The 26,564-nt window shown below is 64.8% G+C and carries 22 protein-coding genes and 2 pseudogenes; 9 read left to right on the forward strand and 15 right to left on the reverse strand.

The window, feature by feature from the left end:
• Window positions 1-205 precede the first annotated feature (205 nt).
• From LGN19_RS29845 to LGN19_RS29855, 3 genes and pseudogenes are all read left to right on the forward strand, one after another.
• Complete coding sequence (locus LGN19_RS29845) at window positions 206-496, forward strand: hypothetical protein (RefSeq protein ID WP_226218735.1); 291 nt, start codon at window positions 206-208, stop codon at window positions 494-496.
• 91 nt (window positions 497-587) lie between these two features.
• Window positions 588-698, forward strand: a pseudogene (locus LGN19_RS39965) (STM2901 family protein); the annotation flags it as partial.
• Between the two features lie 3 nt (window positions 699-701).
• Window positions 702-1,067: a DUF1493 family protein gene (locus tag LGN19_RS29855; protein WP_226218738.1), complete on the forward strand. Its 366-nt coding sequence runs from the start codon at window positions 702-704 to the stop codon at window positions 1,065-1,067.
• Between the two features lie 245 nt (window positions 1,068-1,312).
• Here the strand turns inward: LGN19_RS29855 and LGN19_RS29860 are convergent, their stop codons facing one another.
• From LGN19_RS29860 to LGN19_RS29895, 8 genes are all read right to left on the reverse strand, one after another.
• Window positions 1,313-2,056 carry a hypothetical protein gene (locus LGN19_RS29860; RefSeq protein WP_226218739.1) on the reverse strand — a complete coding sequence of 248 codons (744 nt, stop codon included), beginning with the start codon at window positions 2,054-2,056 and terminating at the stop codon, window positions 1,313-1,315.
• Window positions 2,057-2,108: 52 nt separating this feature from the next.
• Complete coding sequence (locus LGN19_RS29865) at window positions 2,109-2,549, reverse strand: hypothetical protein (RefSeq protein ID WP_175221927.1); 441 nt, start codon at window positions 2,547-2,549, stop codon at window positions 2,109-2,111.
• Window positions 2,550-2,607: 58 nt separating this feature from the next.
• Complete coding sequence (locus tag LGN19_RS29870) at window positions 2,608-4,083, reverse strand: efflux transporter outer membrane subunit (protein ID WP_226218741.1); 1,476 nt, start codon at window positions 4,081-4,083, stop codon at window positions 2,608-2,610.
• A gap of 11 nt (window positions 4,084-4,094) precedes the next feature.
• On the reverse strand, window positions 4,095-5,009 hold the full coding sequence (locus LGN19_RS29875; RefSeq protein WP_226218743.1) for an HlyD family secretion protein: 915 nt from the start codon (window positions 5,007-5,009) through the stop codon (window positions 4,095-4,097).
• A 23-nt stretch (window positions 5,010-5,032) separates the two neighbouring features.
• A complete protein-coding gene (locus LGN19_RS29880) occupies window positions 5,033-5,227 on the reverse strand; it encodes a DUF1656 domain-containing protein (RefSeq protein WP_174957465.1) in 195 nt (64 codons plus the stop codon).
• Entirely contained in the window at window positions 5,217-7,316 is a 2,100-nt protein-coding gene (locus LGN19_RS29885) for an FUSC family protein (protein ID WP_226218745.1), read from the reverse strand. The genes LGN19_RS29880 and LGN19_RS29885 overlap by 11 nt, the downstream gene beginning before the upstream one ends.
• 100 nt (window positions 7,317-7,416) lie before the next feature.
• On the reverse strand, window positions 7,417-8,340 hold the full coding sequence (locus LGN19_RS29890; RefSeq protein WP_175221923.1) for a LysR family transcriptional regulator: 924 nt from the start codon (window positions 8,338-8,340) through the stop codon (window positions 7,417-7,419).
• Between the two features lie 526 nt (window positions 8,341-8,866).
• Window positions 8,867-9,592 carry a FadR/GntR family transcriptional regulator gene (locus tag LGN19_RS29895; RefSeq protein WP_226218746.1) on the reverse strand — a complete coding sequence of 242 codons (726 nt, stop codon included), beginning with the start codon at window positions 9,590-9,592 and terminating at the stop codon, window positions 8,867-8,869.
• A gap of 303 nt (window positions 9,593-9,895) precedes the next feature.
• Between LGN19_RS29895 and LGN19_RS29900 the strand changes: the two genes are divergently transcribed.
• On the forward strand, window positions 9,896-12,139 hold the full coding sequence (locus LGN19_RS29900) for a TonB-dependent siderophore receptor (protein ID WP_226218748.1): 2,244 nt from the start codon (window positions 9,896-9,898) through the stop codon (window positions 12,137-12,139).
• Window positions 12,140-12,184: 45 nt separating this feature from the next.
• Window positions 12,185-13,207, forward strand: a complete 1,023-nt coding sequence (locus LGN19_RS29905; RefSeq protein ID WP_226218749.1) for an alpha/beta hydrolase family protein — start codon at window positions 12,185-12,187, stop codon at window positions 13,205-13,207.
• 558 nt (window positions 13,208-13,765) lie between these two features.
• Here the strand turns inward: LGN19_RS29905 and LGN19_RS29910 are convergent.
• The 5 genes from LGN19_RS29910 to LGN19_RS29930 all read right to left on the reverse strand — a co-directional run bounded on the left by LGN19_RS29910 (window position 13,766) and on the right by LGN19_RS29930 (window position 19,578).
• A complete protein-coding gene (locus LGN19_RS29910; RefSeq protein WP_226218751.1) occupies window positions 13,766-14,878 on the reverse strand; it encodes a GTPase in 1,113 nt (370 codons plus the stop codon).
• A gap of 545 nt (window positions 14,879-15,423) precedes the next feature.
• Window positions 15,424-15,858, reverse strand: a complete 435-nt coding sequence (locus LGN19_RS29915) for a lysozyme inhibitor LprI family protein (RefSeq protein ID WP_226218753.1) — start codon at window positions 15,856-15,858, stop codon at window positions 15,424-15,426.
• 425 nt (window positions 15,859-16,283) lie between these two features.
• On the reverse strand, window positions 16,284-17,228 hold the full coding sequence (locus LGN19_RS29920) for an alpha/beta fold hydrolase (RefSeq protein ID WP_226218755.1): 945 nt from the start codon (window positions 17,226-17,228) through the stop codon (window positions 16,284-16,286).
• 254 nt (window positions 17,229-17,482) lie between these two features.
• Window positions 17,483-18,553: a D-cysteine desulfhydrase family protein gene (locus LGN19_RS29925; RefSeq protein ID WP_226218757.1), complete on the reverse strand. Its 1,071-nt coding sequence runs from the start codon at window positions 18,551-18,553 to the stop codon at window positions 17,483-17,485.
• On the reverse strand, window positions 18,550-19,578 hold the full coding sequence (locus tag LGN19_RS29930) for a D-alanine--D-alanine ligase (protein ID WP_226218759.1): 1,029 nt from the start codon (window positions 19,576-19,578) through the stop codon (window positions 18,550-18,552). The genes LGN19_RS29925 and LGN19_RS29930 overlap by 4 nt, the downstream gene beginning before the upstream one ends.
• 234 nt (window positions 19,579-19,812) lie before the next feature.
• Here LGN19_RS29930 and LGN19_RS29935 point away from each other — a divergent pair, with 234 nt between their 5' ends.
• Both LGN19_RS29935 and LGN19_RS29940 read left to right on the forward strand, forming a co-directional pair.
• Complete coding sequence (locus tag LGN19_RS29935) at window positions 19,813-20,715, forward strand: LysR family transcriptional regulator (protein WP_122950682.1); 903 nt, start codon at window positions 19,813-19,815, stop codon at window positions 20,713-20,715.
• Between the two features lie 331 nt (window positions 20,716-21,046).
• Window positions 21,047-21,166 (forward strand): annotated as a pseudogene (locus tag LGN19_RS29940) (IS5/IS1182 family transposase); the annotation flags it as partial.
• Between the two features lie 146 nt (window positions 21,167-21,312).
• Here the strand turns inward: LGN19_RS29940 and nuoN are convergent.
• Window positions 21,313-22,785, reverse strand: a complete 1,473-nt coding sequence (gene nuoN / locus LGN19_RS29945; protein WP_226218761.1) for an NADH-quinone oxidoreductase subunit NuoN — start codon at window positions 22,783-22,785, stop codon at window positions 21,313-21,315.
• 388 nt (window positions 22,786-23,173) lie between these two features.
• The gene (locus tag LGN19_RS29950; RefSeq protein WP_174963346.1) at window positions 23,174-23,488 is read right to left on the reverse strand and encodes a DMT family transporter; all 315 of its coding nucleotides are present in this window, start codon (window positions 23,486-23,488) and stop codon (window positions 23,174-23,176) included.
• A 666-nt stretch (window positions 23,489-24,154) separates the two neighbouring features.
• Here LGN19_RS29950 and LGN19_RS29955 point away from each other — a divergent pair.
• Together LGN19_RS29955 and LGN19_RS29960 are read left to right on the forward strand one after the other, a co-directional pair.
• Entirely contained in the window at window positions 24,155-25,945 is a 1,791-nt protein-coding gene (locus LGN19_RS29955; RefSeq protein ID WP_226218762.1) for an acyl-CoA dehydrogenase, read from the forward strand.
• An 81-nt stretch (window positions 25,946-26,026) separates the two neighbouring features.
• On the forward strand, window positions 26,027-26,564 hold a 538-nt coding region (locus LGN19_RS29960), incomplete at its 3' end, for an NAD(P)/FAD-dependent oxidoreductase (RefSeq protein WP_413227251.1).

Below are 26,564 nucleotides of genomic sequence, written 5' to 3' on the forward strand. Positions count from 1 at the left end.
CGCGCCCAGGCGCGTGGCTGTTCCCGGCGGCAGGTGTGTAGGAGAGGCCATGTCGCCGACGTCCGGAACAGGCCGCGCTTGTATCAACCGGGGCATTCCAGACCGACAGAGGCAGTGGCCGAACAGCGCGACTCGTGCGGGACGGTTTGGGTTCTGCAGTCATGATGTCCGCCGTGGATCCTGCTATTCACTTCGTCGGATCGCCATGTTACCGCACGAAATGCGCCACCAGATGACACGATGGTTCGGTGTGCATTGGAAGGCACGCGACGAGATCGTCGTTTTCATGCTGCCGTTGTGGATGATGTGGTTCGGCTTGCCGTGGCTGCACGATGCCGGCCGGCACGCGAAAACGGGCGCGCTGATCGTGTACCGCTCGGACCGGGGCGTTGCCGGCCCGGCCGTTCGAGGCGATGCGGTAACGTATCGCCTTCGCAGCGGGCACACGCCGAGAGGGCCGCGCCCTTGCAGGATCAGGAGAAAAATGAATGAGTGAATGCAGGTACGCCAGCCGCGCCTGGCAGGATTTGCGGCCCGTTGACGTCTTTGCCCTGGCCGCTGCGCAAGCGATGCGCGTCGGTCAGGTTAGCGTCCCTGTCGTGGGTGAGGTGTTCCCGGCTCGCGACGCCTTCCTGATCATGCGTAACATCGTGTCGACCTGCAACCGAATCGTAAAGCCCGAAGACCGGGTGCGCTGAACCATGAAAGACGATACCTGGGAACGTCTGGAAGCCTTCACACGCGAGGAGCTCGGTCGACCGCTGCTCGGTGGCCAACTGAACCTGAGGCCAGAGTCCCGGCTTGAGCAGGATCTTGGCGTCACGGGCCTCGACGCCGTAGCGTTCATCGACAAGTGGGCGGAGACCTTCGGCGTCGATGCCCAAGGGTTCCCGTACCGACGGTATTTCGGCCCCGAAGGCCAGGAATGGCTGTCGTCGTTCGTCGGGCTGTTCGTGAAGCGCCTCCGCCGCCCGGAGCGACGGCCGCTGACCCTGGGGATGCTGGCCGACGCAACGCGACGCGGGAAGTGGGACACGGACGCAATCGAAACCGCTACGGGGCAGTGATCGCATTTGGCGGGGCCGGTCGATACACCGACTCGCCCCTTTCACCGGCGGACATAGAACGGCGCCATGCCCGATTTTTCCACCTTCCTGTTGGTCGCACGCGGCTTCAGCCGCGCCGTTGCCCGACATTGAAACCACCCGCTCCCATAACCGGCTCCCTTCGTGCGCTCCCATGAACGGCTCCCATCGGCGATGCCGACGGCGGTCGTAGTGCAATCATGAGACGCGAAGGCTTCGGCGTCGGCCTATCCGGCTTCGACGATGACCGCTGCCTCGCGCACCGTCGCCGCCCGCAGATGCTGATCGCGATCAGCCAGCCAGTCTTTTCGCTCGCCGCGCCAGCCCACCGCGTGGATCCGGTCCATCTGGCGAGCAGCAACAGTTGCCGCGCAGGCCAGGCCGGAGAGCGGGATATCGAGCAGGCGCCAGTGGCCCGCATGCGGCGTATCGACTGCGCGGAATGCGCCCGCGAGTGGCGCCAGCGAATCGAGCGTCGCGCCGTGTCCGCTTCCACACGCGTTCGAGATGCTGTCCAGCCGCAGCTGGTCGCGCGAAACCGGATCGGCGAGCGCGCTGGTCTGCGCGATGCCCAGCCCGATCGGGCCACGCGCGATCGCGATGACGATCCAGATCCCGGCATGGCCGACCACGACGTCGAGCCCGTCCAGCCGGTCGCAGCCCGCGATCGCGAGATGGTCGGCATCGCGGTCGATCAGCGTCAGTTCGTCGGGCGCGCGGCCGGCCAGGGTTCCCAGGATCGCGCGTAGCGCCGATCGGCCGATCGCGAAGCGGCGGGCATGCGCGCGATTGGGATGCGTCCTGACCCGCCGCAACTCCGTCTTCGACAGGCAGAGATGACCTTGCTCGCTGGTGACGAGCTGCCATTCGCCGCGCAGTCGCCACAACAGCACCTCGCCTGCATCGGGGAGCCGTGACGGACATGACGCAAGCGTGTGCGAGTTCGCGATCGTCAGGGCGGGATAGCGCATGACGGCCCTCGTGTTCGTGGCGAGTGCAACGTGGCGTGGCGCGCCGGCCCCGTCATGCCTGTTGTCCGGCCTGCCATGCGTCATTCCCCGAATGCTGCCGCGTGAGTCGCGCCGCGAGCGAGAGGGCCTGTTCGAACGACGCCACCGCATGATGCGGAATCCCGAATGCCTTGACGGCGGTTTCGCCCTGCGCGGCCACCTCGGCGCGCCGGTCGGGATCGGGTTCGACGCTGACGAGCGCCTTGCAGACGGCGCCCAGCGCGTCCTTGTTCTGCTTGAGCCAGACCGCGCGATGCTTGCGGTCTTCATGGCTCTCGTCGGTATCGAGCTCGATGTAGACGATGACGAACGGCTCGCCGTGGCGCATCAGCGCGTCGATCTCGCGTTCCCAGCGGGACGCGTAGCCCGGTGTCGCGTGTTCGGCGCAAAACACGCAGGCCGGAAAGAGATGGATGTCGTGCAGCGTGAAATCATTCGGATCGAGAGCGGGCATCGAGGTTTCTCCGGTGGATGAGCGACGCCGAAGCGTCGGGGCGGTCGCGCGGCGGCGTTCAAGGTGCGTTCGCTGACGTTGCGCTGGCCTGCGTGACGGGCGGCGCGTTGCGCCAGCCGACGCCGAGCGACTTGTAGAGTGCGATCGCGCCTTGCACCTGTGCGAGCCGGCTGAGTGCGAGCGCATCGCGTGCGCGGTAGGTTGCGCGCTGCGCAGTGAGTACCGACAGGTATTCGCCGAGACCGTTGCGGTACAGCCGCGTCGCGCGCGATTGCGCATCCTGGCTGCTGTCGACGGCTGCGGCGAGCATGGCCTGCCGGTCGCGTGCGGCGCCGATCGCAACCAGCGCGTCTTCCACGTCGCGAAACGCGCTGCGGATGCGCTGTTCGTAGGCCAGCCGTGCGGCCTCGGCGGCCGCGCGCGCGGCGTCGACACCGGCTTTCGCGCGGCCGCCGTCGTACAGCGTCTGTGCGCCGTCGAGCGCGACCGACCAGGCGACGCTCGCCCCCGTGAACAGGTCCTGCACGAGGCTGGCCGTCGTGCCGAGGCTCAGCGGAATCGCGAAATGCGGGAACTGCTCGGCGCGCGCGACGCCGATCTGCGCGGTCGCGGCGGCAAGCCGCCGTTCGGCGGCGCGAATGTCGGGGCGCTCGCGGATCACGTCCGACGGCAGTGTGACGGGCAGGGCGGGCGCGACCGGCAGCGTCGCACCGGGCGCGCTCAGCGCGTCGCGCAGCGCTTCCGGAAAACCGCCGACGAGCACGCCGATCGCATGTGCGAGCTGCGCGACGTCCCGATGCAGCGGCGGCAAGGTCGCCTGCGCGAGCTGTAGCTCGGCGCGCGCCTGCGCGACCGCGAACGACGTGCCGAGGCCGCGCCGGTTCGATTGCTCGGTCAGCCGCCGGGTGGCGTCGAGGCTCGTGACGTTGTCCGTCGCGATCCGCAGCCGCTCCTGGGTCGCGCGTAGCGCCGCGTAATCCGACGCGAGCTCGGCCAGCAGGCTCACGAGGATCGCGTGGCGATCGTCGTCGAGCGCGTCGATCTGCGCGTCGGCCGATTCGACCGCGCGTCGCGTGCCGCCGAACAGATCGAGTTCCCACGACGCATCGAAGCCGAGCCGGTAGGTACGCGACTGACCGATACCGGGCGGCCAGTCGAGCGCCCGCGACGAGCGCAGCGCATCGGCGTTACCGCCCGCGGTGACGGTCGGGCCGAGGCGGCTCGCGATCCGGTCGCGCTCGGCGCGCGCCTGCAGCAGCCGCTGGCGCGCGATCGCGAGATCCTGGTTGTGCGCGATCGCCTGACCGACCAGCGCATCGAGCTGCGCATCGCCGAACGCGCGCCACCAGTCCTGCAACTGCGCGGGATCGGCCGGCACCGTGTCGCGCGGCGCGATCCAGCCGGGCGGATGCGCGGGCTGCGGCGCCACGTAATCGGGGCCGACTGTCGTGCACGCGGCCAGCGCGCACGTGCAGGCCGCGACGAAAGCACCCGCGTAGCGTGTCGCGCGGCGTGGGGGGAGCAGGCATCGCATCGTCGCCACCTTCACATCCACGCGTGCAGCCACGACGCGAGCCGGCCGCGCGGCGTGCGCTCGCGCCCGCGTTCACCGACTTCGACGCTGCACGTCATGCCTGCCGCCAGCAGTACGCCGGCCGGCACTTGGTCGATCTCGATGCGCACCGGAATGCGTTGTGCGAGCCGCACCCAGCTGAAGGTCGGATTGACGGCCGGCAGGCCGAGCTCGTCGAGCGTGCCGTTCTCGTCCGCGATGCCGCGGCCGATGCTCGTCACGTGCCCGTTCAGCAGCGGATCGAAGCCCATCAGCCGGATCGTTGCGGGCGCACCCGTCGCGATGCGGCGCAGCTTGGTTTCCTCGAAATAGCCGGTGATCCAGAAGCTGTGCGCGTCGAGCACCGAGATACCGGGCTTGCCCTCGACCGCGTAGTCGCCGTGACGCAGGCGCAGCTGCGTCACGTAGCCGTCGACCGGCGAGCGCAATGTCGTGCGTTCGAGGTCGAGCTTCGCGACGTCGAGCGCGGCCAGCGCCTTGCGGTGCTCGGCCTGCGCGATCGCCACCGCGCGGCCCGAGCGCTGGATGTCCTCGCGCGGCACCAGATCGTCGAGGCCGGCTCGCCGCTGCGCTTCGTCGCGCTTCTGGCGCATCGTCTCGGCGGTCGCGGCGACCTGCGCTTCTGCCTGCGCCACCGCCAGCGCGAAGCGCTGCGGGTCGATCCGGTACAGCACGTCGCCTTTCGCGACGCGCTGGTTGTCGATCACCGCGACTTCGACGACGGTGCCCGACACTTCGGGCGCGATCCGCACGACGTGCGCGCTCACGCGCGCGTCGCGCGTCCACGGCGCGAGGACGTACGCATGCCAGAGTGCGGCGACCAGCACGCTCGCGACGGCCACCGTGGCGAGTGTCAGCAGGGAGCGGGTGAGGGGTTTGAGCGACATGACGCGATACGTTCCGACGGGGGCTAGAAGGTGAGGATCAGCGTGGCGACCAGCACGAGCGAAATCGCGAACTCGAACAACGCCGGATGCCACACGCGGCGCAGCACGCCGAGCCGGGCGAGCAGCGCGCGCACGGCCATGTAGAGCGGCACGGTTGCGCACGCATAGACGAAGAACGGCGGCAGGTAGATGCCGGCCAGCGGGAATTCACTGAGCATCGCGGGCGCGCTCCGGAACGGTGGTGAAATAGGCGGCGTACGTATGCAGCAGCACGTAGACGTCGGCGAACGCGGCCATCAGCCACTTCAGTTCGATATTGCCCGGCTGCGCGGCGGCGAGGCCGACGAGGGCGTGCGCGGCGCGCCGTGCATGCCGGGCCGCGCGCGCGGGGGCGGCCGCGTGCCGCGCGAGGCCGGCGAGCCCGGCGCGCACGCACCGCTGCGCGGTATCGGGCAGGTCGTCGCGCGCGGCGCCGCGGCGGATCCGCAGCAGTTCCTTGCCGACGTGCAGCGCCGCGAGGGCCTCGATGCTCGCCTGCGTCATCGCGGCCGGCTGTCCGGCGAGCAGCGCACCAAGCTGCGCGATCCGGTGCTGCTGGCGCTGCTGCCAGCCTGCCGCCGTGACACGCCTGCCGGCCACGAGCGCGAGCGTGTCGTCGCGGATCGTGCGGCGCAGCCGCGTGGCGTCGGTGGCTAGGTTGCGCGGCAGGATTAACCGGAACGTGAGCAGTGTGAGGAACGTGGCGAGTACCCACGCGACCGACTGGTTGAGGAACAGCGTGACGTCGGGGCGGAACGGATTGGTCGCGCCGGTCAGCGTGTTGAACGCGACGAGATACGCGAGCCCCGCGAGCGCGGTCTTCGGCACGCTCGTCGCGTAGATGCCGGGTATCCAGAACAGCGCGAGCGCGATGACGAGCAGCGGAAATCCTTCGATGCGCGGCAGGATGCCGAACGCGCACACGAAAGCGGCCGGCACGGCCAGCACCGTGCCCTTGATGAACGCCTGCGCACCGGCGGCCGGGTTGCCGGCGGTCGCGAGCAGCGCGCAGTACGGTGCGACGACGAGCAGCATCATGTCGCCCTGGTTCCAGCCGGTCACGAGCCAGAAGGCGCCGGCAATCACGATCGCGCAGGCCGAGCGTGCGCCGTTGCGCAAGGCCGCGCCCGTGTCGCGGTGAAAGCGCACCCGTGCGGGCCGATGGCCCGGCCGCGGGCGCTGCAGTTCGACGAGCCCGTCCAGCGCCGCGCGGTAGTCGTCGATCTGTTCGATCAGCCGCTCGCCGGCGATCAGCAACGCCGCCTCGACGCGCGGATTGCCGAGCGCGATGCCGTCGAGGGCGTCGCGCAGGCGTTCGCGCGCATCGGCCAGCAGCGCCAGCGCGCGCGCCGCACCGCCGGGGCCGTCACCCAATGCGTCGGCGGCGGCCTGCCACGCGGCCGCGAGACGCGGCTGCAGTGCCGCGACCGCGCGCGCGCCGGGACTGTCGGCCGGCAGTGGCGGCATGCCGCCCGCGAGCGCACCGAACAGCGACGCCATCCCGTGCCGCACGGCGGCCGCGCGTTGCGCGAGATCTTCCGATTCGGCCTTTCCGAGCGCGAGCAGATCGTCGATGCCGTAGATGCCGGCGAACAGTGCGTGCCGCTTGGCGTCGGCGGGCGCCGCCGCGAGGCCCTTGCGCTGCGCGGCGATGACCCGCGCGACGTCGGCCGTGACGCGCGTCACCAGCGCTTCGAGTTTCGAATGCACGTCGCGCGTGCCGAGCAGCATCGACACGAGGCTCAGGCACAGCACGCCGATCGCGACCGTCGAGCCGCGCCCGATCACGTGCTCGAAGGTCAGCTCGGGATGCTGCATCGCGCCGTAGGTCGCGAGGCCGATCGTGTAGCCGGCCACCACGGTGCCCGACGCACGGAAGTGCCGCAGCAGCGTCATGCCCGCGACGCAGACGCCGAGCCAGAACGCGAAGCCGAGGATGAACAGCAGCGGCTGCTGCGCGAAGCAGCCCATCAGCACGAACGCGACGACCATCCCCGCGATCGTGCCGACCACGCGCCACACGCCCTTGCCGATCACGGCGCCCTGGACGGGGTTGATCACGAGCAGCACCGTCGACGCCGCCGAGTACGGCGTTTCCAGTGCGAGCAGGTACGCGACGCCGAGCGCGAGCGCGGCGGCGATGACCGAGCGCGCGACATACGCGCCTCGCGGCGTGAAAATGTCGATGCGCGCGATCAACGCCGCGGCCGCGCGGGTCAGGCGGCTGGGCGGCGCGACGGCGCGCGTCTGGTCTGCTGCGTCATGCACTGCGCTCGCTCCGTGAGAAAGGACGAAGCCAGTCTACGGTCGAGCCATGGATGCGGAACAGTGACGTCTTTGCACTCGACGAGTGCGCGCGACGCATGCGTCATGCGTGCGCCGGATGCAGTGCCGGCTGGCCGGTGCACAGCCCGCGCACGACACGCCGCAACCACTGGTGCGCGGGGTCGCTCTGGAAGCGCGGATGCCACGCCTGCGTGATCAGCACGGTTTCAAGCGGTACCGGCAGTTCGAAGGTGCGCACGCCGAGCCCGGCCTGCACCGCGCCGCGCGCGAGATGCTCGGGCAGCGGCAGGATCAGGTCCGACGCCTGCAGTGCGAAGATCGCCGCATACGGCGTCGGCACGACGAGCAGCACGTGCCGCGCGAGCCCGCGTGCGGCGAGCGCGTCGTCGATCGGCCCCGCCGACTTGCCGCGCCGCGATACGCCGATATGCGGCCAGCGCGCGAACTGCTCGGGCGTGATGTCGTCGTCGAAGATCGGGTGGTCGTGGCGCGCGAGACCGACGAAGGTCGTCGTGAACAGCGGCTGCACGCGAATCTCCGGCCCGAGGCGGCGGGACGCGCTGATGAACAGGTCGATGCGGCCGCTGCGCAATGCGTCGTCGTCGATGTCGTCTTCCTCGGGCATCAGGCGCAGCATCGCGCGCGGCATCCGGCGTGCCATCTCGTCGAGCAGGCCGCTGCTGTGCAGGCCGACGAAGATGTCGTTCGCACGCACGTTGAACTGCTTGTCGAGCGTGCCGAGATCGGTTTCCGCGGACGGGGCGAGCAACTGCGACGCGCGCTCCACGGTGTCGCGGACGACGTCGCGCAGTTCGAGCGCGCGCGGCGTCGGTACCATCTTGCGGCCGGCCTGCACGAAGATCGGGTCGCCGACCGTTTCGCGGATGCGCGCGAGCGTGCGGCTCATCGCGGGCGGGCTGAGGTTCATGCGGCGTGCGGCGCCGACGACGCTGCCTTCTTCGAGCAGTGCGTCGAGCGCAATCAGCAGGTTCAGATCGGGTGCCATCGGCTTCTCCGTTTCATCGCGTGCACGTCACGCAACGGTCGTGCGTGGTGCGCGCCCGCAGCGTGACTGCAGCGTACGCAACGATGGCGCGCGACATCGCGCGTGACGCACGCATCGGTGGTGCGATTGCCCGGCGCCGGCATCGGGTGGCAGCGAGTGGACGGCGGCAAACGCGCCGGGTTTCGGCGCCTGCGCGTCATGGTCGCCCGCCGGGCAGACAAGGCGCGTCGGACTTCATGGAAATCTCGTGCATCGATGTGCCGCCGTTGTCAGCAAAGGGAAGCGGTGCCGCGTCGAATGCCTTCCCCCGGGCGGCGAAACCGGAAATTCGCAACGTGCCGGTGCGATTGATCCAATCATAGGATGATTGGATCAATCGAATCTTACATGATGCAAGGCCGGCCGCAAGTGTTGCCCGGTTGTTGGGGGTGGTTTCACCCGCAAGCGGGCGCGCCGGGATCGATCCGCGCCGGACAGGCGGCGTGACGTGATCGCAGCCGTCGCCGCGTCGCGCGGGGCGGGCCCGTCAGCCGGCGGGCGTCTCGTGGGCCTCGTGGGTATCGTGGGTCTCGAGCCAGGTCATCTGCGGTTTGAGGATCGCAAGGGTCGCGCGAACCGCCTTGTTCTCGTCGCGCTGCTCGATCGCGTCGAGCAATGCCTGGTGCGCCTGCAGGTCCGGCTCGGGAATCGCGGCCTTGTCGAGCTCGACGAGGACGTCCTCGATGTTCGCGAGGATCGACCCCGAAAAGTAGCGATACAACGCTTCGAGCGCGTGATTGTGCGAGGCGGCGGCCACGGCGATGTGAAACGCGCGGTCGCGCTCGACGAACTTCTTCACGTCACGCGACGCTTCGCGCTCGCCGCGCGCTTTCAGCAGTTTGCGCAGCGTCGCGAGATCCGCGTCGGTGCGCCGGCGCGCCGCATAGCGCGCGCATTCCGTTTCGAGCATGCATTGCAGCTCGAGATGGTCGCCGCGCGCGGCGCGATCGACGTTGCGCATCGTGTCGGCCGGATCGACATTGCGCCGCACATAGGTGCCGTCGCCCTGGCGCACGTCGAGCACGCCGGAATACGCGAGCGTGCGAACGGCCTCGCGCACCGTGTTGCGCCCGACCTCGAGCTGTTTCGCGAGATCGAGCTCGGTCGGAATGCGTTGTCCGACCTGCCAGATGCCGGAAGTGATATTGGATTTGAGGATTTCGATTGCCGATTCGACGAGCGAGTGTCGGGTGGCCGGGGGCAGGCTTGACATTGCGTGTTTCGCTTGAAACTGGAGGGTGTCGCTATCCTATCATCCGATCATTCGCGTTGATCGTTCAGGATAACGATATTCAAGCGTGACATTTTGTTAACGCCAGGCGAATTAACCTGCGGCCGATCGATGCGCGCCGCACATTCGTCGATTGCGTCCACCGGCATTTACCCGCGCCGCGTCGGCGTAAATGATTCCCATTCGCTGTTCAGTCGAGGTCGCCGTTGCATGAGCGGCCCGTCTTCCTACTCAACGGCGCGGCGTATCCGCCCACGTCCGTCTCCGCTTTCCGGATAACCCGAGATGAATCAATCACACACCGGCCGCCGTGCTCGGCCAGGATTTCCGTTGCTGCGCGCGGCGTTGCGGCGCGTGCCGGGCTGGGCGGCCGCACTGGCCTGTACGGCCACGATGCCGGTTGCCGCTGCGGCGCAGGATGCGCCGGACGCGGGCGAGCCCGCGAATGCGCCGATGCTCGCGCCGATCGTCGTCGACGGGCGACGCGAGACGGGCGTCGGCCCCGTGCAGGGCATCGCGGCCGATGTGTCGCGCGCGGGCACCAAGACCGACACGGCGATCGTCGAAGTGCCGCAGGGCCTGTCGGTCGTCACGCGCGAACAGATGGACCGGCAGGACGTGCACAGCGTCGGCGACAGCCTGCGCTACACGCCGGGCGCCTACGCGGACTCGCGCCCCGGCGGCGTGCTCGAGAGCGTGTTCCTGCGCGGCTTCGGCGGCTTCGCGGCAGCGGCGATCAATCCGCAGATGCTCGATGGCCTGCCGCTGCCGAAAGGCGTGAACTGGGCCGCGAGCGTTGTCGATCCGTGGACGCTCGAACGCATCGACGTGTTGCGCGGCCCGGCGTCGGTGCTGTACGGGCAGGCGAGCCCCGGCGGCATCGTCGACATGGTCAGCAAGCGGCCGACCCGCGACGCGCAGCACCTGCTCGCCGTGCAGACCGGCAACCGCGATCGCGGGCAGCTTGCATTCGACTTCAGCGGGCCCGTGACGCAGGACGGTACATGGCGCTACCGGATCGACGGCCTCGCGCGCCGTGCGGACGAGCAGATCGATTACTCGCGGCAGCAGCGGATCGTCGTCGCGCCGTCGCTGACGTGGCAGCCGAATGCCGATACGAGTTTCACGCTGCTGGGGTCGTTCCAGCGCGATCCGCACAACAACTTCGCGGGCTGGCTGCCGGCCCTCGGTACGCTTTGGCCTGATGCGGGGCGGCGGATTCCGACGCATTTCTTTCCGGGCCTGCCGGGCTTCGACACGTATGACCGCACGCAAGCGACGATCGGCTATGCGTTCGAGCATCGTTTCAATTCGACGTGGAAGGTCCGGCAGAACGTGCGCTATACGCACCTCGATGTCGACTTCGCGGGCGCGGCCGTTAATTTCATCGCGCCGTACCTTTCGCCGGGTGTGCTGAACCGGTCGCTGTCGTGGTCGCGCGAGCATGTGAACCATCTCGCGCTCGACAACCAGGCCGAGATGCGTGTAATGACGGGGCCGGTCGAGCATACGGTGCTGGCCGGGCTGTCGTATGAGCATGCGGTGGCGAACCTCGTCGGATCGGGTTTTGGCGCGGCGCCGCCGCTCGATACGCGGGCGCCCGATTACGGGCAGCCGTATGCGGTGCCGCCGGTCGCGCAGCAGACGCGCCAGACGCCTGACCGGATCGGCGCTTATCTGCAGGATCAGGTGCGCTGGGATCGGTGGGTCTTTACGCTCGGCGGGCGTGAGGAGTGGTCGCGTACCACGACCGACGACCTGCTGCGGTCCGCGAGCGTGCGGCAGAGTACACGGGCGTTCACGGGGCGCGCGGGGGCGGTTTATCTGTTCGATAGCGGTTTTGCGCCGTACCTGAGCTATTCGACATCATTCGAGCCGGCGCTCGGCACGCGCTTCGATGGCCAGCCGTTCACGCCGACGAAGGCGAAGCAGTTCGAGGTCGGGTTGCGCTATCAGTCGCCAGATCGGTTGCAGAACGCATCGATCGCTGCGTTTGATATTCGCCAGCGCAATGTCCTGACCGCCGATCCCGAGCATCCGTTCTTCAGCGTGCAGACCGGGGAGGTGCGATCGCGCGGGATCGAGCTGGAAGGGCGCGCGCGAGTGTGGAAGCAACTGGATGTGATTGCTGCGTACACGTATCTCGATACGACGGTGCAGGCCGATACGGATTCGACCGTCGTCGGCAAGCGCGTGGCGGCGGTGCCGCGGCATCTCGCGTCGATGTGGCTGGACTATGCGGTTGAGCGACCGGGGTTGCGCGGGTTGAGGGTGGGTGGGGGCGTGCGATATGTCGGGCGCAGTGCGGGCGACAACGTCAATACATTCGATGTACCGGCTGTCGTGCTGTTCGATCTCGGGCTGTCGTATGACCTGGGTGTCGAGCGGCCCGCGTGGAAGGGATGGCGGGTCGCGGCGCATGTGAACAACCTGTTCGACCGGACTTATGTGTCGTCGTGTTTTTCGGCGGGTGGGTGCTTCTATGGCACGCGGTTGATGGTGACGGGGGATGTCAGTTATCGGTGGTGAGCGCACGCGAATGGGGTCGCTGCGATGCCGGTGCGGGTTGCGCGCGTGCGACTGGCCCGCCCGCCCGCGCCGCCGCCCGGATACACTGACGCCTTCGCCGTATGCGGCGCGGCAGCGTGGGCCGTCGGCTGCGGATTCGTGGAGAGATCACCCATGAGCATCGTCGTTCGTCGAAACCGGGTCGCCATTCGCCTGTGCCGGGTGCTGATCTCGGGCGCATTGATCGCTTCCGTCGTCGGCTGCGCGGCGACGGCGGTCGAAGACACGTCCATCGCGCCGGATCTGCATGAGACCGTCGTCAAGGTCCCGGTCGACGAAGGGGCGAGCACGCGGGACATCGTTGCCACCACCTACATGCCGGACGGCCCAGGGCCCTTTCCGCTGATCGTGCTGAGCCACGGCAGCCCGCCCGATCCGCGCGACCGGCCGAAGGTGCGCCGCTACCGCGCGTTGCCGCAGATCCGGACGTTCGTGCAACTCGGTTTCGCGGTCATCGTGCCGATCCGCCGCGGGTACGGGGCAACGGGCGGGGTCGATGAAGAGGATGCGGGGTCGTGCCGGCATCCCGATTACCTCGCTGCGGGCCAGCAGGCCGCGCGCGATGTACTCGCGGCCGTGCGGTATGCGCAGACGTTGCCGCAGGTGGATCGAAACCGCGTCGTGCTGGTCGGGCAATCGGCGGGTGGTTTTGCTTCGCTGGCGGCCGCTGGCTACGCGCCGCAAGGGGTGGTCGCGGTGGTGAACTTCTCGGGTGGGCGTGGGGGGAATCCGACGACTCATCCCGGCATGCCGTGCGATCCGAAGCAGATGGCCGACACGATCGGGCATTTCGCGGGCACGACGCGTGTGCCGGTGCTTTGGCATTACGTGCAGAACGACAAGTATTTCTCGCCGGAGGTGGTGGCGACGTGGTTTGCCGCGTTTCAGGGGGCGGGTGGGCGCGGGCAGATGGTTGTCGAGCCGCCGTTCGGCAAGAACGGGCACGGGATGTTCTCGGTCAAGGAGGCGATACCGATCTGGTTGCCGCACTTCGAGGCGTTTGTCGGGCCGTTGGTGGCGATGAAGTAGGTGAGCTGATTCGAGGGGGGGCGAATCAGGCAGAAGGGGGCGGGCACGTGCCTGTTGTGATCGCCTGCCGCTGGTCGAACGACAGAGCGCGCTTGCGAGTCGCGGCTGCTGGCGTATCCGCATGGTCAAAGTAACTTTTCCCAAGCGCATGAGGACGCTAGCTTCCCGTGCGCCTGCGAACGGTACTTCAATGAGCGGTAGGGCTTGTGCCTTGTCTGAAAGGGCCTCGGTCAGAAAGATGAATCGAGGCCCTTGTTACCGGGTGTTTGCCGCGGCCGCTACCGACCCACGACCGCCCTTCGACTCACCAAAAGCTCAACGGCGGTTCTGCAGCCACAACCGGCCTTTCGACTTCGAGACGCGGGTCGCCGATGACCATCCCTATCGCTTTGAGTGGCGCTCTAATAGGAAGGAAATACTTCGAACCACGGCATCACGCTGAGGCGGCATTCCTCTCAAATAATGCTATATCATGCCGCCCTTGCGCGAAGTCTTCAGTCTCAGGTTTACGGTATCAAGTGCGACACCAGATCTTCGAACACTCTACCGGGTGGGGCTTCAGAGATTTACTCTCTCCTTCAAGGCCTGCGTGATCATCGCAACGTCGATATCTTTGCCTGGATGGGCCGAACAAAATTCGAACAAAACGGCAATGTAGGCGTTGCCCAAAGTTCTGGTAACTAGGCCGGCTGTTGATGCCGCGACTGCGCCACCAACAGCGGAGCCCCCTCCTGGAATCAACTTAAGGAGGGTAGAGACGACCGTGCGTCCTATCAGAGTCGCCGCGGATGTTCCCAACACGGAAGTGACAAGCGTAGTCAGGGTTGCCGTGCTCACTTCCATCCCGAAAGTGACGCCAACCTTCGCAATCATCGAGACCTGAATCGGAACAAGCACAATTGCGTCTGAGAACGGAATGGGTACGGCCGCTGCAGTCGCTGCCAGACCTGCAGCGATGTTCACTTCGATCTCAGCTTGGGACTTTTTTTCATCGAGAGCCTTTCTATTGCGCGTCGACAATGCGTTTGCGTACGCGCGCCTCTGTGCATCCGGTATCAGTTTCGACGTTGCGGCGATCAAATCATCCAATCCGATGGGCGGCAAAACTGCGTCAAGTTCTTCAATTCGCTCGGAGAGCGCCCGAACGCGTGCGAAATCTGAAGCGCGCGACAAAAGCTTGCTTGCCTCTTCAAGGAATTTTTCGTTTTTTCGCGATTTGGTCAGTACCACGATCACTGGAATGCCCGCTTTGGCAAGCATCTCGCATAGCTCAACTTCTGCGGGTTCGACGCGATCGCTTCCCTCCTGAATACACAGCCACGCAACATGAATATGCCGGTTTTGGTCCTCGGACGAGGATCGGTCTTGTATCAGGTCGCGGAGTTCGTCCCTGGTTCTCGCGTAATCTGCGACCTCCAAACCTTTAGTGTCAATAATGGTGAGCGGGTGGCCGGGCTTGGTGATCTCGACAATCTTCTGTGTGACGGGCTTACCAGAACCAGTTTTCGCAAAGTCGCCGCGAAAAATGGTATTGATCAGCGTACTCTTCCCTACACCGGTTTTTCCAACTGTCACGACGTTGACTTTGCCTAATCCTTTGGCTGCAGCGTTGATGGCGTCCTCGATAGCATCGAGAAGATTTATTTGCTTGCCAGCGTCAGTAAAGCTCATCTTTTACCCCGAAAGATTGCGTTTTTTCAAATAATAGATGGTTTGTCGTGCTCGCGAAGCCGAATTTGATTCGCAACAGGCAGAAACCTGCAAAGTACCCGTGGCCTCGAACGCTGATTCTACGGCAAAGCACTCTAACCGCGGAGACCGGCAGCCGACCTTCAAGGCCATCCTGGCGTAACTAGTGTGAAAGGTAAAGACATCGGTTCCGCCAGCGCAGCGGAGTTCGAAGTTGGGAAGCTAGCATGCCGGACCCGAAGGGCCGCTGCCAAGAGCTAAGCCGACTTCTGGATGTCCGAGCCGCGGACGTGCGACCGACACTTCATGGCCGACAAGCGCCCGACCGCCGGCCGAGATGCCGTCAAACATCCGTCCGCTCTGCCATCTCGAGGGCATCGCATGACCGTTCGTGGCCGGGAGCTACCCGATACGCCCGGCCGAGTAGCCGCCCCTTTGTTGGCGTACCAGTTGCGACCGGAACGCCCGAAGCCAACACCTGGCGGCAAGCTTGGGTTGCTGTAGCCGGTCTGCCTCATAGTGCTGCGCTAATCATGGCTCACTTGCTTAAGCCACGCGTTCAATTCACGCGTACGATCGCGTGTTCTGTCGATTTCGCAAGTCAGCAGATCAAGATTCCGATCCGCACCTGCCTCGTTTATCAGATACCAGGCGGCACACTCGGTACCGAGAAAACGGACCCATTGCCGCTGAGCCTCGACAAATTTCACCTTGAGTGCCGGATAGTTGACGTACTCGTCACGCGGCCGAGACATCGACTTCAAAACCTTTTGGTACGTGCGGTTCAATTCGTCGTCTGCTTGCTGAAATTCGTCCTGGCTCCGCTGCAGCAAGCACTCTGGCGCCACGCTATCCGATGCGCAACTCTGCGCTTGCGCTGCGGTGAACCACGAAAATGTCAGCGCCGTGGCGACGCCGAGCGCTGCGCGACGCGGGCCGGACGTCGATGCGCGGATATGCATTCCTGCTCCCATTCCTGTTTTTCCCGTTCATGCGGCGATTGGAGTCATTCCGGCGTGGATTACAGTCGACAGCGCCGACTGAAGCACATATCGTTGATTTGCTTTCAACAAGCGCGACCAACTTTGGAAAGACCGATTGTCAACGAACTACACGGCCATGTCGACTGATCGCCCCTGGCCGACAGCCACCGATGGTGACCGTCGGAAACTGCCCCTTCCGAAACCTTCGCCGCACGATGACGTGCGGGACCTTCCAAACTGACTTCGGACGGCCAACGTACGCGTGGACTCATGTCAGTGCGGCGCCTGGTTGCTCTCCCGTCATTTTCTTGCCGGATTTCCTGGAGCACAGCCGCGAGGAACGGGTCGCGCGTTCACCCAACGATAGCCGGGCATCCGCCATCTGGTCGTGATCAAGCAGGCCGTCAGCGTGATCGGGACTCGCCCGCATTGAGGAAAGTGACCAGCGCCCCCATCGTTCGATCGGGCGCCTCGGACATCAGCCAATGGCCAGCCCCTTCGATCACTTCCCCTTGCACGTTCGCCGCCGTCACGCGAACCTGATCGATCGTGAAACGACCGGCGGCCTTCTGTCCGATGAGGACGAGAACCGGCATCTGCAATGGCGTCTTCGCGAATTGCTGGAAATCCTGGATGTCCTGCGGAAAAGCATGGAACCATTCGAAGCCCGCGCGCATGCGGCCCGGTTGTGCGTAGATGCTCGTATAGAGCGCGCGATCCGCCTCCGACATCGAATGGTCGGGATTGGCCGCAAAGTCGTTCCAGAAATGATCGAGGTAAATTCGCTCGCGGCCCTGCACGAGCTTCAACGGCGTTTCGCCATAGAACGCGAAATGCCACTTTGCGGGCGAGTAATAGTATTGCTGCCAGTTACCGACACCCGGCAGGAACGAGTCCATCAGCACAAGGCGCCTGGCTTCGTCCCGGTACTGGGCGGCGTAGGCGTACGCCACCATGAGGCCGATGTCGTGTCCCACGACCTCGACGTCGCGAAAGCCGAGCGCCTGCACCAGCGCGTGAATGTCCTGGGCCATCGTCTTCTTGTCGTAACCGCCCGCAGGGATGTCCGACGCACCGGCGCCCGGCAGATCCGGCGCGATCACGACGTGATTCGTGGCCAGCTTGGGCATGAGCGGCAGCCACATGTGGCTCGTCTCGCCATAGCCGGCCAGCAGTACGATGGGCGTGCCGTTCCCGGTGCCCGCCTCCAGGTAGTGAAGCTTGATCCCGTTGACCGTCAGCGAGTGTTCCGTGACCACGGCGGGCGCCGCGTACGATTGAGCCTGAAAGGCCAACAGGAAAGCCAACGCGGCACCAGCGCGCCGCAGCCAAAGCCCGAGTGATTGCATTGCCTGCTCCTCTCCTGGAACTCATTCAACGAAAAATTCGAGTGGGCCGGGAGCCCGCGTCGATTTGGCGTGGACAGGTCTGCGTGACCGCACTCGAATGTTCGTGTCATTGTGTTGTGGCCGAGGTGCCCAGACGTACCATCGACGTGACGAAGACGTTCGGTGTTTTCGAACGAGCCTGCACGGGAGGTAGGTGGCCTAGGTTCGCCGTGAAATGCCGCATCTGGACGGCCTATGGCGCTCGCTCAGCCATCTCAAGCCGCCTGAAACTCGTGCCGGTAGGCGAATAAGCCAGGCAGCCCCCCGGTCATGACGAAGAGAATGTTTTTGTCGGATGCGTAACGACCTGAGGTAACCCCTTCGATGAGCCCCGCAAACGCCTTTCCGCTATAGACAGGATCGAGCAAGAGCCCTTCTTGAGAGGCCAGTAGCCGGACAGCTCGACGCATGGCGTCCGTGGGGATGCCGTAGCCGGGGCCGAGTTGCGAGGCGTCGACGCGAACGGCATCGGGCGAGATTTCCGTATCGCGATTGATGATGCGGGCCGTCTGCTGCGCTTTGTCGAGCGTGGCGCGATGAGCCTCTGCTGCGGGGGCATAGACGGTGTAGGCGTCGACTTCAATCGTCCCGGTCCCGAGCGCCGCCAAGCCGGCAACCAGACCGGCATGCGTGCCTCCACTTCCGTTGGGCACGATGATGCGATCGAAGTGGTTGCCTTGCGCCCGGGACTGCTGGACGATTTCGGCTGCGCACGCAGCATAGGCGAGGCAGCCAACCGGACTCGATCCACCGAACGGGCAGATATAGACACGCTGCCCTGACGCACGCAGCTCGTCTGCACGGGCGATGGCGTACGCCATCGCATCGGCCGAAGCCGGCAAATCGTGCACACGTGCGTTGAACAGGCTGTCGAGCAGGATGTTGCCGCTTTCAACGTAATCGGCGTCGTCGCGCGGCACGGAGCGTGTGAGCACAACCTCGCATCGCATCCCCGCGCGGGCTGCCGCAGCCGCGGTCAGCCGCGCGTGATTCGATTGCCTCGCGCCAACCGTGATGACCGTTTCGGCGCCTGACTGCAATGCCTCTCCGATCAGGAGTTCCAGCTTCCGCAATTTGTTGCCGCCGCCGCCCACGCCGGCTATATCTTCCCGCTTCACATGAATGGTCGCACCGCCAAGATAGGCGCTCAGGCGCGGCAGGGGGTGAATCGGCGTTGCGCCGTCGAGCAGAGGGTAACGCGGTACCCGGATCGAATCGAAGCCGAACAATTCCTGGAGGTTCGCTCGCGCATGGCGCGTGAAAGAGGTTGGCGCGTTGAAAGTCATGCGAGTGCCCGATCGCGATTGATGCCCGCGAGACAGATCTGCTCGCAGAGCTGCGAAAACGCGATACCGGAGGCGGCCGCGGACTGCGGGAGCAGGCTCGTGGCGGTCATGCCCGGCAGCGTGTTCACTTCGAGACACCAGAGCATGCCCTGCGCATCCAGCCTGAGGTCCGTGCGGCTGTAGCCGTCGAGTTCCAGTAGCGCGTGAGCGCGCAGCGCGATCCGTTGCGCCGCTTCGAGCGTGGCCGCTGGCAAGGTGGCCGGGAATTGCTCACGCACATGTCCCGCCTGGTATTTCGACCGGTAATCGAAAATCGTCCCCGGCTCGATGACGATTTCACCCACGCTCAGTGCCTGCGTGCCCAGCACGCCGACAGTCAGCTCTCGGCCGGCGATGTACTGTTCCACCATCACCTGCGTGTCGAACTGCCGAGCGAGGTGCACGGCGTTTTCCAGTTCGTCGGGCGCGTGCACCAGCGACAGGCCCACTGTCGAGCCCTGCCGATTCGGCTTGACGATGAGCGGATAGCCGACGCGCCGGGGTATGTCATCGAAGTCGCACGGCAGCATCAACCAGCGCGGCGTGCGGATGCCGCCGGAGGAGAACAGGCGCTTTGCCATGTTCTTGTTCATGGCAATTGCGCTACCCATGTGTCCGCTGCCCGTATAAGGCACGCCTGCCAGGTCGAGCATCGCCTGAATGGTGCCGTCCTCGCCGGCGCCGCCGTGCAACGCGAGGAATGCGACATCGGCTTCGGTCAGTTCGGGAAAGCGGAGCAGGTCGAAGACAGCCGACGGCGATTGGGCAGGTGCGCCGGACGGCGGCGGTGCGTCCTGTATCCGCGAAGTCAAGAGAAGCGCATCTTCTTCTGGCGAGAGCGGGCCGCGAGCGGTGTCTATTGCCACCACGCTGTGACCGGCGCAACGCAGTGCGTTGATCACTTGAGTGGCGCTGGAAATGGAGACGTCGCGCTCTGCGCTGGCCCCGCCGAAAAGTACCGCAATCTTGAGTGTGGAATCACGCATCGTTTTCTTCACGCGATGAAAAATGGTGGGACGACAGCCAGAGCTGACAGGCTTGAGCGATCGAGGTCGACGGTTCTGCCAGTCAATGTGTTGCGGACACGAAATGCAGCGACGGTATGCCTGTGTTCTCTGCTGTGGCTGGCTACTTTAGGTAGCAATTTCATCCACGTATACTTATCGTTTTTGTAGTTATGCATTAGCTATTTTTAACGATCCACTTTGTGGAGGTACGCGTTGGAAGTCGGGCGACTGAAGGCACTTCTGGAGCTGGCAAGGTACGGCACGATGGCCGCCGCCGCTGAAGCGTTGCACCTGACGCCATCGGCTGTTTCACAGCAGATCTCGCAGCTGGAGGAGGAGGCGGGTGTCAAACTGACGGAGCGCGTGGGCCGTGGCGTCAGGCTCACGCCGGCGGGGCATGCCTTGGCAGGTCACGCCGAACGGGTGATGGTCGTACTGGACGAGGCGCGCTCGGAATTGGCAGAGCTGCGGCGCGAGATGGTGGGGGAACTACGCGTTGCTGCGTTTCCGTCGATCGCTTCGCTTGTACTGCCTGACGTGCTCAAGAAGCTGCGGCCCGCGTATCCTCGCCTGGAAATCGAACTTGAAGAACTGGAGCCCATTGACGCGGTTGCGGCACTCCGGGCGTGGCGAACGGACATCGCGTTGATTGACGATCTTTCGATCAAAGCGGGCAATGACCAGGAGAACATCGAGGTTGTGCCGCTGGCGGAGGACGTCCTCTACGTGGCGGTCGCGACCGATCATCCGTTGAGCAAAATGCCATCGCTGGGTGTTGCCGATCTTCGGCACGAAACCTGGGCGATGGAATCCACGTGGAATACCTTCGGCGGTTTCGTCATCGACTTATGTCGTCGCGCCGGCTTCGAGCCGCGTATCAACGCGAAATGTCGTGGATCCGAAATGGTCGAAGCCATGGTGGCCTCAGGCTGCTCGGTGTCGGTTGCCCCCGGGCTCCGGGTGCTGCGGGCACCGGCCGGCGTGGCGTGGGTCAAGTTGAAACCGGAGGTGCGGCGCAAGATTTATGTCGCCTATCGCCGCGGCGAGCGTAACCACCCGATGATCAAGGTATTTCTCAAAGAAGTGGTTGAAACCGTATCGAGCGTTCTCGGCTAGTTGAATCGGCGGCGGGATCACTTGAGCGCATTTGTGGGCCGCGGGCCCTGGATGTCCTGCTTGCGTGAGCATGGGCAGTACGCAGGCCGTATGTACGATCATGTGCGGTGGTGTGCGCCGGGCCAATCTTGTTGTAATCCGGTGACCCGCGCAACGCGCATCTACGCATCCACGATGCGCATTGGCAGACCGTTGAAATACCCCGGTCCGTCCTGAACGATGCAGGTTCCCGAGATCAGGGAAGGGCAGGCCGATGCGAGGCGCAGACGGTTACAACGAATCGTTGTTCAGCACGGTGAGGCTAGAAGCATTTGTTCCGCAGGCGCATCCGCTGCGAGAGGTCATGGTTCGTGGTCTCGAGAAAGTGGACCCACTGCTGACCCTGACGATGGCAGCCTACAACCTGACACGGTTGAGATCGCTGGCCGCGTTGCGCCCGCAGAGCGCCTGAGGTACCGGAATGGGCACCGGGAAGCTTACGACGTTGATCCATTCGCATTGAAATAGGGCGAATGAGCCGAAATCGAACGCTTCGCGGTGGTCATCGCGAACAGCAGATGGAAAATACGGCAGGCCGGACAGTCATTCAACGACCTGCTAGAGAATCAACGAATGACTCATTGCGCGCAGGCAGGCCGTCAGCAACTGACTTGGGAAGATGCCAAGCACGATCACTGCGAGGCCGTTCAGCACGAGGATCACGCGCTTGCTGAAATCACCCGAGATCGGCGTCGCATCCTGCGGTGCATCGAAGTACATCAGCTTCACGATGCGCAGGTAGTAGAACGCGCCGAACAGCGACGTGATCACGGCCAGCACGGCCAGCCACGTGAGGCCCGCGTTGACGGTCGCCTCGAGCACGGCGAGCTTCGCGTAGAAGCCGACGGTCGGCGGGATGCCTGCCAGCGAGAACATCATGACCATCATCACGAACGCGAACACCGGGCTGCGCTTGTTGAGGCCCTTGAAGTCGTCGATCGTTTCGGCTTCGAAATCGCGGCGCGCGAGCAGCATCACCACGCCGAACGAGCCGAGCGTCGTGATCAGGTAGACGATCGTGTAGAACATCGCCGAGCTGTAGGCGTTCGCCGGTGCTGCCGCGTCGCCGTTCACGATGCCCGCGAGCAGGCCGAGCAGCACGAAGCCCATGTTCGAGATCGCCGAGTACGCGAGCATCCGCTTGATGTTGCGCTGGACGATACCGGTAAGGTTACCGACGATCAGCGACAGCACGGCGAGGATCACCAGTGCCATCTGCCAGTTCTGCGCGAGCGGCAGCAAGCCCATCACCAGGAAGCGCAGGCCCCATGCGAATGCGGCCACCTTCGGACCGCCGCCGACGAACAGCGTGAACGCGGTCGGCGCGCCCTGGTAGACATCCGGCACCCACATGTGGAACGGCACGGCGCCGAGCTTGAACGCGACACCGGCGACGATGAAGACAACACCCAGCATCAGGATGGCCGAGTCGATGTTGCCTTCGACAGCCTTGTACACCTTACCGAGTTCGAGCGAGCCCGTCGCACCATAGAGCATCGAGATGCCGTACAGCACGAAGCCCGATGCGAGGGCGCCCAGTACGTAGTACTTCATCGCGGCTTCGCTCGACTGCGCGGCATCGCGGCGCAGCGCGACGATCGCGTACAGCGGCAGCGACATCAGTTCGAGACCGAGGTACAGCGTCAGGAAGTTGTTGCCCGAGATCATGATCAGTTGGCCGAGCAACGAGAACATGGCGAGCAAAATGGTGTGATCCCGGAATAAATTCCTGCTCTCCAGGTACCTTCGTGAGTAAACGAGTGTGACTGCGAAGCCCAGCGACACCACCGACTTCATCACGTTGGCAAATGAATCGACGACGATCATTTGCGAGAAATAGTAGTACCTTTGCGGCTCCGTCGACGCATAGGCGAACCATAATCCTGAAATCGTGGTTGCTACTACTGCGATCCAGTAAATCGCGCGCGTCGACTTTATTTCAGACGTGAAATCTCCTACTCGCGATGACAGGACAATTGCAATGACAAGCAGGAAATCTGGGAGCAAATGATACAGGGGCGCGCTTGGCATGAGTTGTGCCTCGGAATACAGAAATACGGATCGGGTATTGATTAACCAAATACTGCGAGTTGTGCGTGATGAATGTCACCACTCGCTTGGCGATGCCGTTGATGAGTGGCGCGTTTCACATGGACATTCGAATGTCGAGCGCGACGGGATGGTAGCGACGCTGCCTCGTAAATAACGCGGCGGCTGTTATCGCGCTGTCGTGCGGAATGCCCTCTGGATTCCGAGTCGAAATCAAGAGAGCAATCGCACGGACGATGCCTGCATTTTCTTGGGACATGTGGCCACCACAAACCTGATGCCAAGTTTCCGGACTATGGGGTCAGGTTGGTTTGACGGAATTTACGACGTCAATGCTGTCGGCCGACGATGATCCAATGGCTGCGACGCGTCAGGAGGCGAGTTTCATTATTACCAAGCCGCTGACAATCAGGAGCGCGGCCAAGATCCGCATGAGGCTAGCCGCCTCACCGAGCACGAAAAGACCTACAAGAAACGCTCCAATCGCGCCGATGCCAGTCCAGATCGTATAAGCCGTTCCCAAAGGAAGAACTCTCATGGAAGCCGACAGCAGACCGAAGCTCGCAATCATGGTCGTGACCGTAATAATGGACGGCCACAATCTCGTAAATCCGAGGGATTGCTTCATGGAGAAGGCCCACACTATTTCCAATAGGCCAGCAAGAACGAGGGAAATCCAAGCCATACGGCTCTCCTATAAAAGAGCCGGGCCGTCCCGGGCATTTCCCCTGATGGGTGAGGGCGTGGCCTCTGATTTGAAGGCAAATTGTAATGTCGTTTTTAAGAAATGGCAAATTCACGGCATCACGATCGGTCGATGCTGACGGTCCGGTCGCCGGCGGGAATGCAGCGCTCTGGCATGCGGGGCGGGTTCCGGTCGGCGACGACGATCGGGGAGGGGGCAGCGTCGTGCTTGACGATTTGCTACGCAGAATCGGAGGGCTCTCCGACCCCGGTGTGACCGCTTTCGCATCGGGAGCGTCCCTGCGTCCGGCCGGAGTCGCCTGCCGCCGCACGGCACACACCGCGGAACAAGAGAAACCGGTGGCCCGGAAGCCACCGCTCGAACTTGGCGACCCTGACTCCGATTGCCCCGGCGTGGCACGCCGATTGCTCGCCCATTTCCGAAAACCGCCAAAACCGACTCCGGCCAAACCCGCACCCAGCCAGCCTTTTCCCGCCCCGCCCCCGCATCCCGTGGCCGATTTTGTCACCACATGGGCCGGATATGACAATAAGAATCCACCGCCCCGGCATTACGATGACCCACGTCGTCGCAAGGGCCTGAGCCGCTATCACCGCCTCTCGTCCCATAGCGCCCCTCATACACCGTCTGATTGGAACATCGACCATGAGCTATAACGCCCCCGTCAAGGACATGCTGTTCGTGCTGAAGGAACTCGCCGGCATCGACGCCGTTGCGCAGTTGCCAGGCTTCGAGGATGCCGGTTTCGACACGGCGCAGGCCGTGCTCGACGAGTCCGCGAAGTTCTGCGGCGAGGTGCTGGCCCCGCTGAACGTTGAAGGCGACCGCAACCCGAGCAGCTGGAAGGATGGTGTCGTGACCGCGACGCCGGGCTTCGGCGAAGCATTCCGCCAGTTCGTCGAAGGTGGCTGGCAGGGGCTGCAGCATCCGTCCGAATACGACGGCCAGGGGCTGCCGAAACTGATCGCGACGCCGTGCATCGAGATGCTGAACGCATCGAACCTGTCGTTCGCGCTGTGTCCGCTGCTGACCGACGGCGCGATCGAGGCACTGCTGACGGCCGGCACCGACGAGCAGAAGCAGCGCTACGTGCCGAAGCTGATCTCGGGTGAATGGACCGGCACGATGAACCTGACCGAGCCGCAGGCGGGCTCCGACCTCGCGCTGGTGCGCTCGCGCGCCGAGCCGCAGGGCGACGGCACGTACAAGGTGTTCGGCACGAAGATCTTCATCACGTGGGGCGAGCACGACATGGCGGACAACATCGTCCACCTGGTGCTCGCGCGCACGCCGAACGCGCCGGAAGGCGTGAAGGGCATCTCGCTGTTCATCGTGCCGAAGTTCATGGTCAACGAGGACGGCTCGCTGGGTGCGCGCAACGACGTGCACTGCGTGTCGATCGAGCACAAGCTCGGGATCAAGGCGAGCCCGACGGCGGTGCTGCAATATGGCGACCACGGCGGCGCGATCGGCTACCTGATCGGCGAGGAAAACCGCGGCCTCGAATACATGTTCATCATGATGAACGCGGCGCGCTTCGGCGTCGGGATGCAGGGGATCGGCGTGGCCGACCGTGCGTACCAGAAGGCGGCGGAATTCGCGAAGGAACGCGTGCAGAGCCGCCCGGTCGATGGTTCGGCCAAGCAGTCGGTGACGATCATTCATCACCCGGACGTGCGCCGCATGCTCGGCACGATGCGTGCGCTGACCGAAGGCGCGCGGGCGCTGGCCTACGTGGCCGCTGCGCACAGCGACATTGCCCACCGCCATTCGGACGAGGCGACGCGTGACCGTCATCAGGCAATCTACGAGTATCTGGTGCCGGTCGTGAAGGGCTGGAGCACGGAGATGGTGAACGACGTGGCGAGCCTGGGCGTGCAGGTGCACGGCGGGATGGGCTTCATCGAGGAGACGGGCGCGGCGCAGTATTACCGCGATGCACGTATCCTGGCGATCTACGAAGGCACGACGGCGATCCAGGCGAACGACCTGGTCGGCCGCAAGACGATGCGCGACGGCGGCGCGGTAGCGAAGGCGCTGATCGCGGAGATCGGCGAGACGGTGGCGGCGCTGGGCAAGCTGGACGGTGCTGCGGCCGCATCGGTGAAGGCGAAGCTGGAGCAGGGCGCGAAGGCGCTGTCGTCGGTGGTCGATTACGTGGTGGCGAACGTGAAGCAGGACCCGAACGCGGTGTTCGCGGGCAGCGTGCCGTACCTGAAGCTGGCGGGCGTGGTGCTGTGCGGGTGGCAGATGGGTCGCGCACTGGTGGCTGCGCAGGCGAACCGCGCGAGCGATCCGGCGTTCTTCGATGCGAAGATCGCGATCGCGCAATGCTATGCGGAGCACGTGCTGGTGCAGGCGGGCGCACTCGAAGCGTCGATCGTCGGCACGAAGGGCAACGAGGGCGTGCTCGCGTTGACGGAAGATCAGTTCTGACCGGCTGACGGTCGGGACGCAGGAGGAGACAGGATTTTGACCACACAGGACTTGCTCGCGCAGTACGGCCCGCGCGAATCGATGGAATACGACGTCGTGATCGTCGGCGGCGGCCCCGCCGGGCTGTCGGCGGCGATCCGGCTCAAGCAGCTGGCCGCCGAGAAAGGCACCGAGATCGGCGTGTGCGTGCTTGAGAAGGGTTCCGAGATCGGCGCGCACATCCTGTCGGGCGCGGTGATGGATCCGCGCGCGATCAACGAACTGTTCCCCGACTGGAAGGAACGCGGTGCACCGCTCGACGTCGAGGTGACGGAAGACCGCTTCCTGTTCCTGTCCGAGAAGAGCGCAGTCACCACGCCGAACTGGGCGCTGCCCGCCAACTTCCAGAACCACGGCAACTACGTGATTTCGCTGGGCAACGTCACGCGCTGGCTTGGCGCACAGGCCGAAGCCCTGGGCGTCGAGATCTTCCCGGGCTTCCCCGCTGCCGAGATCCTGTACAACGACGACGGCTCCGTGAAGGGCGTCGCGACCGGCAACATGGGTGTGGGCAAGGACGGCGAGCCGACCGAGAACTTCCAGCTCGGCATGGAGCTGCACGCGAAGTACACGCTGTTCG

The organism is Burkholderia sp. AU30198 (genome assembly GCF_020419825.1).
GTDB lineage: Bacteria > Pseudomonadota > Gammaproteobacteria > Burkholderiales > Burkholderiaceae > Burkholderia.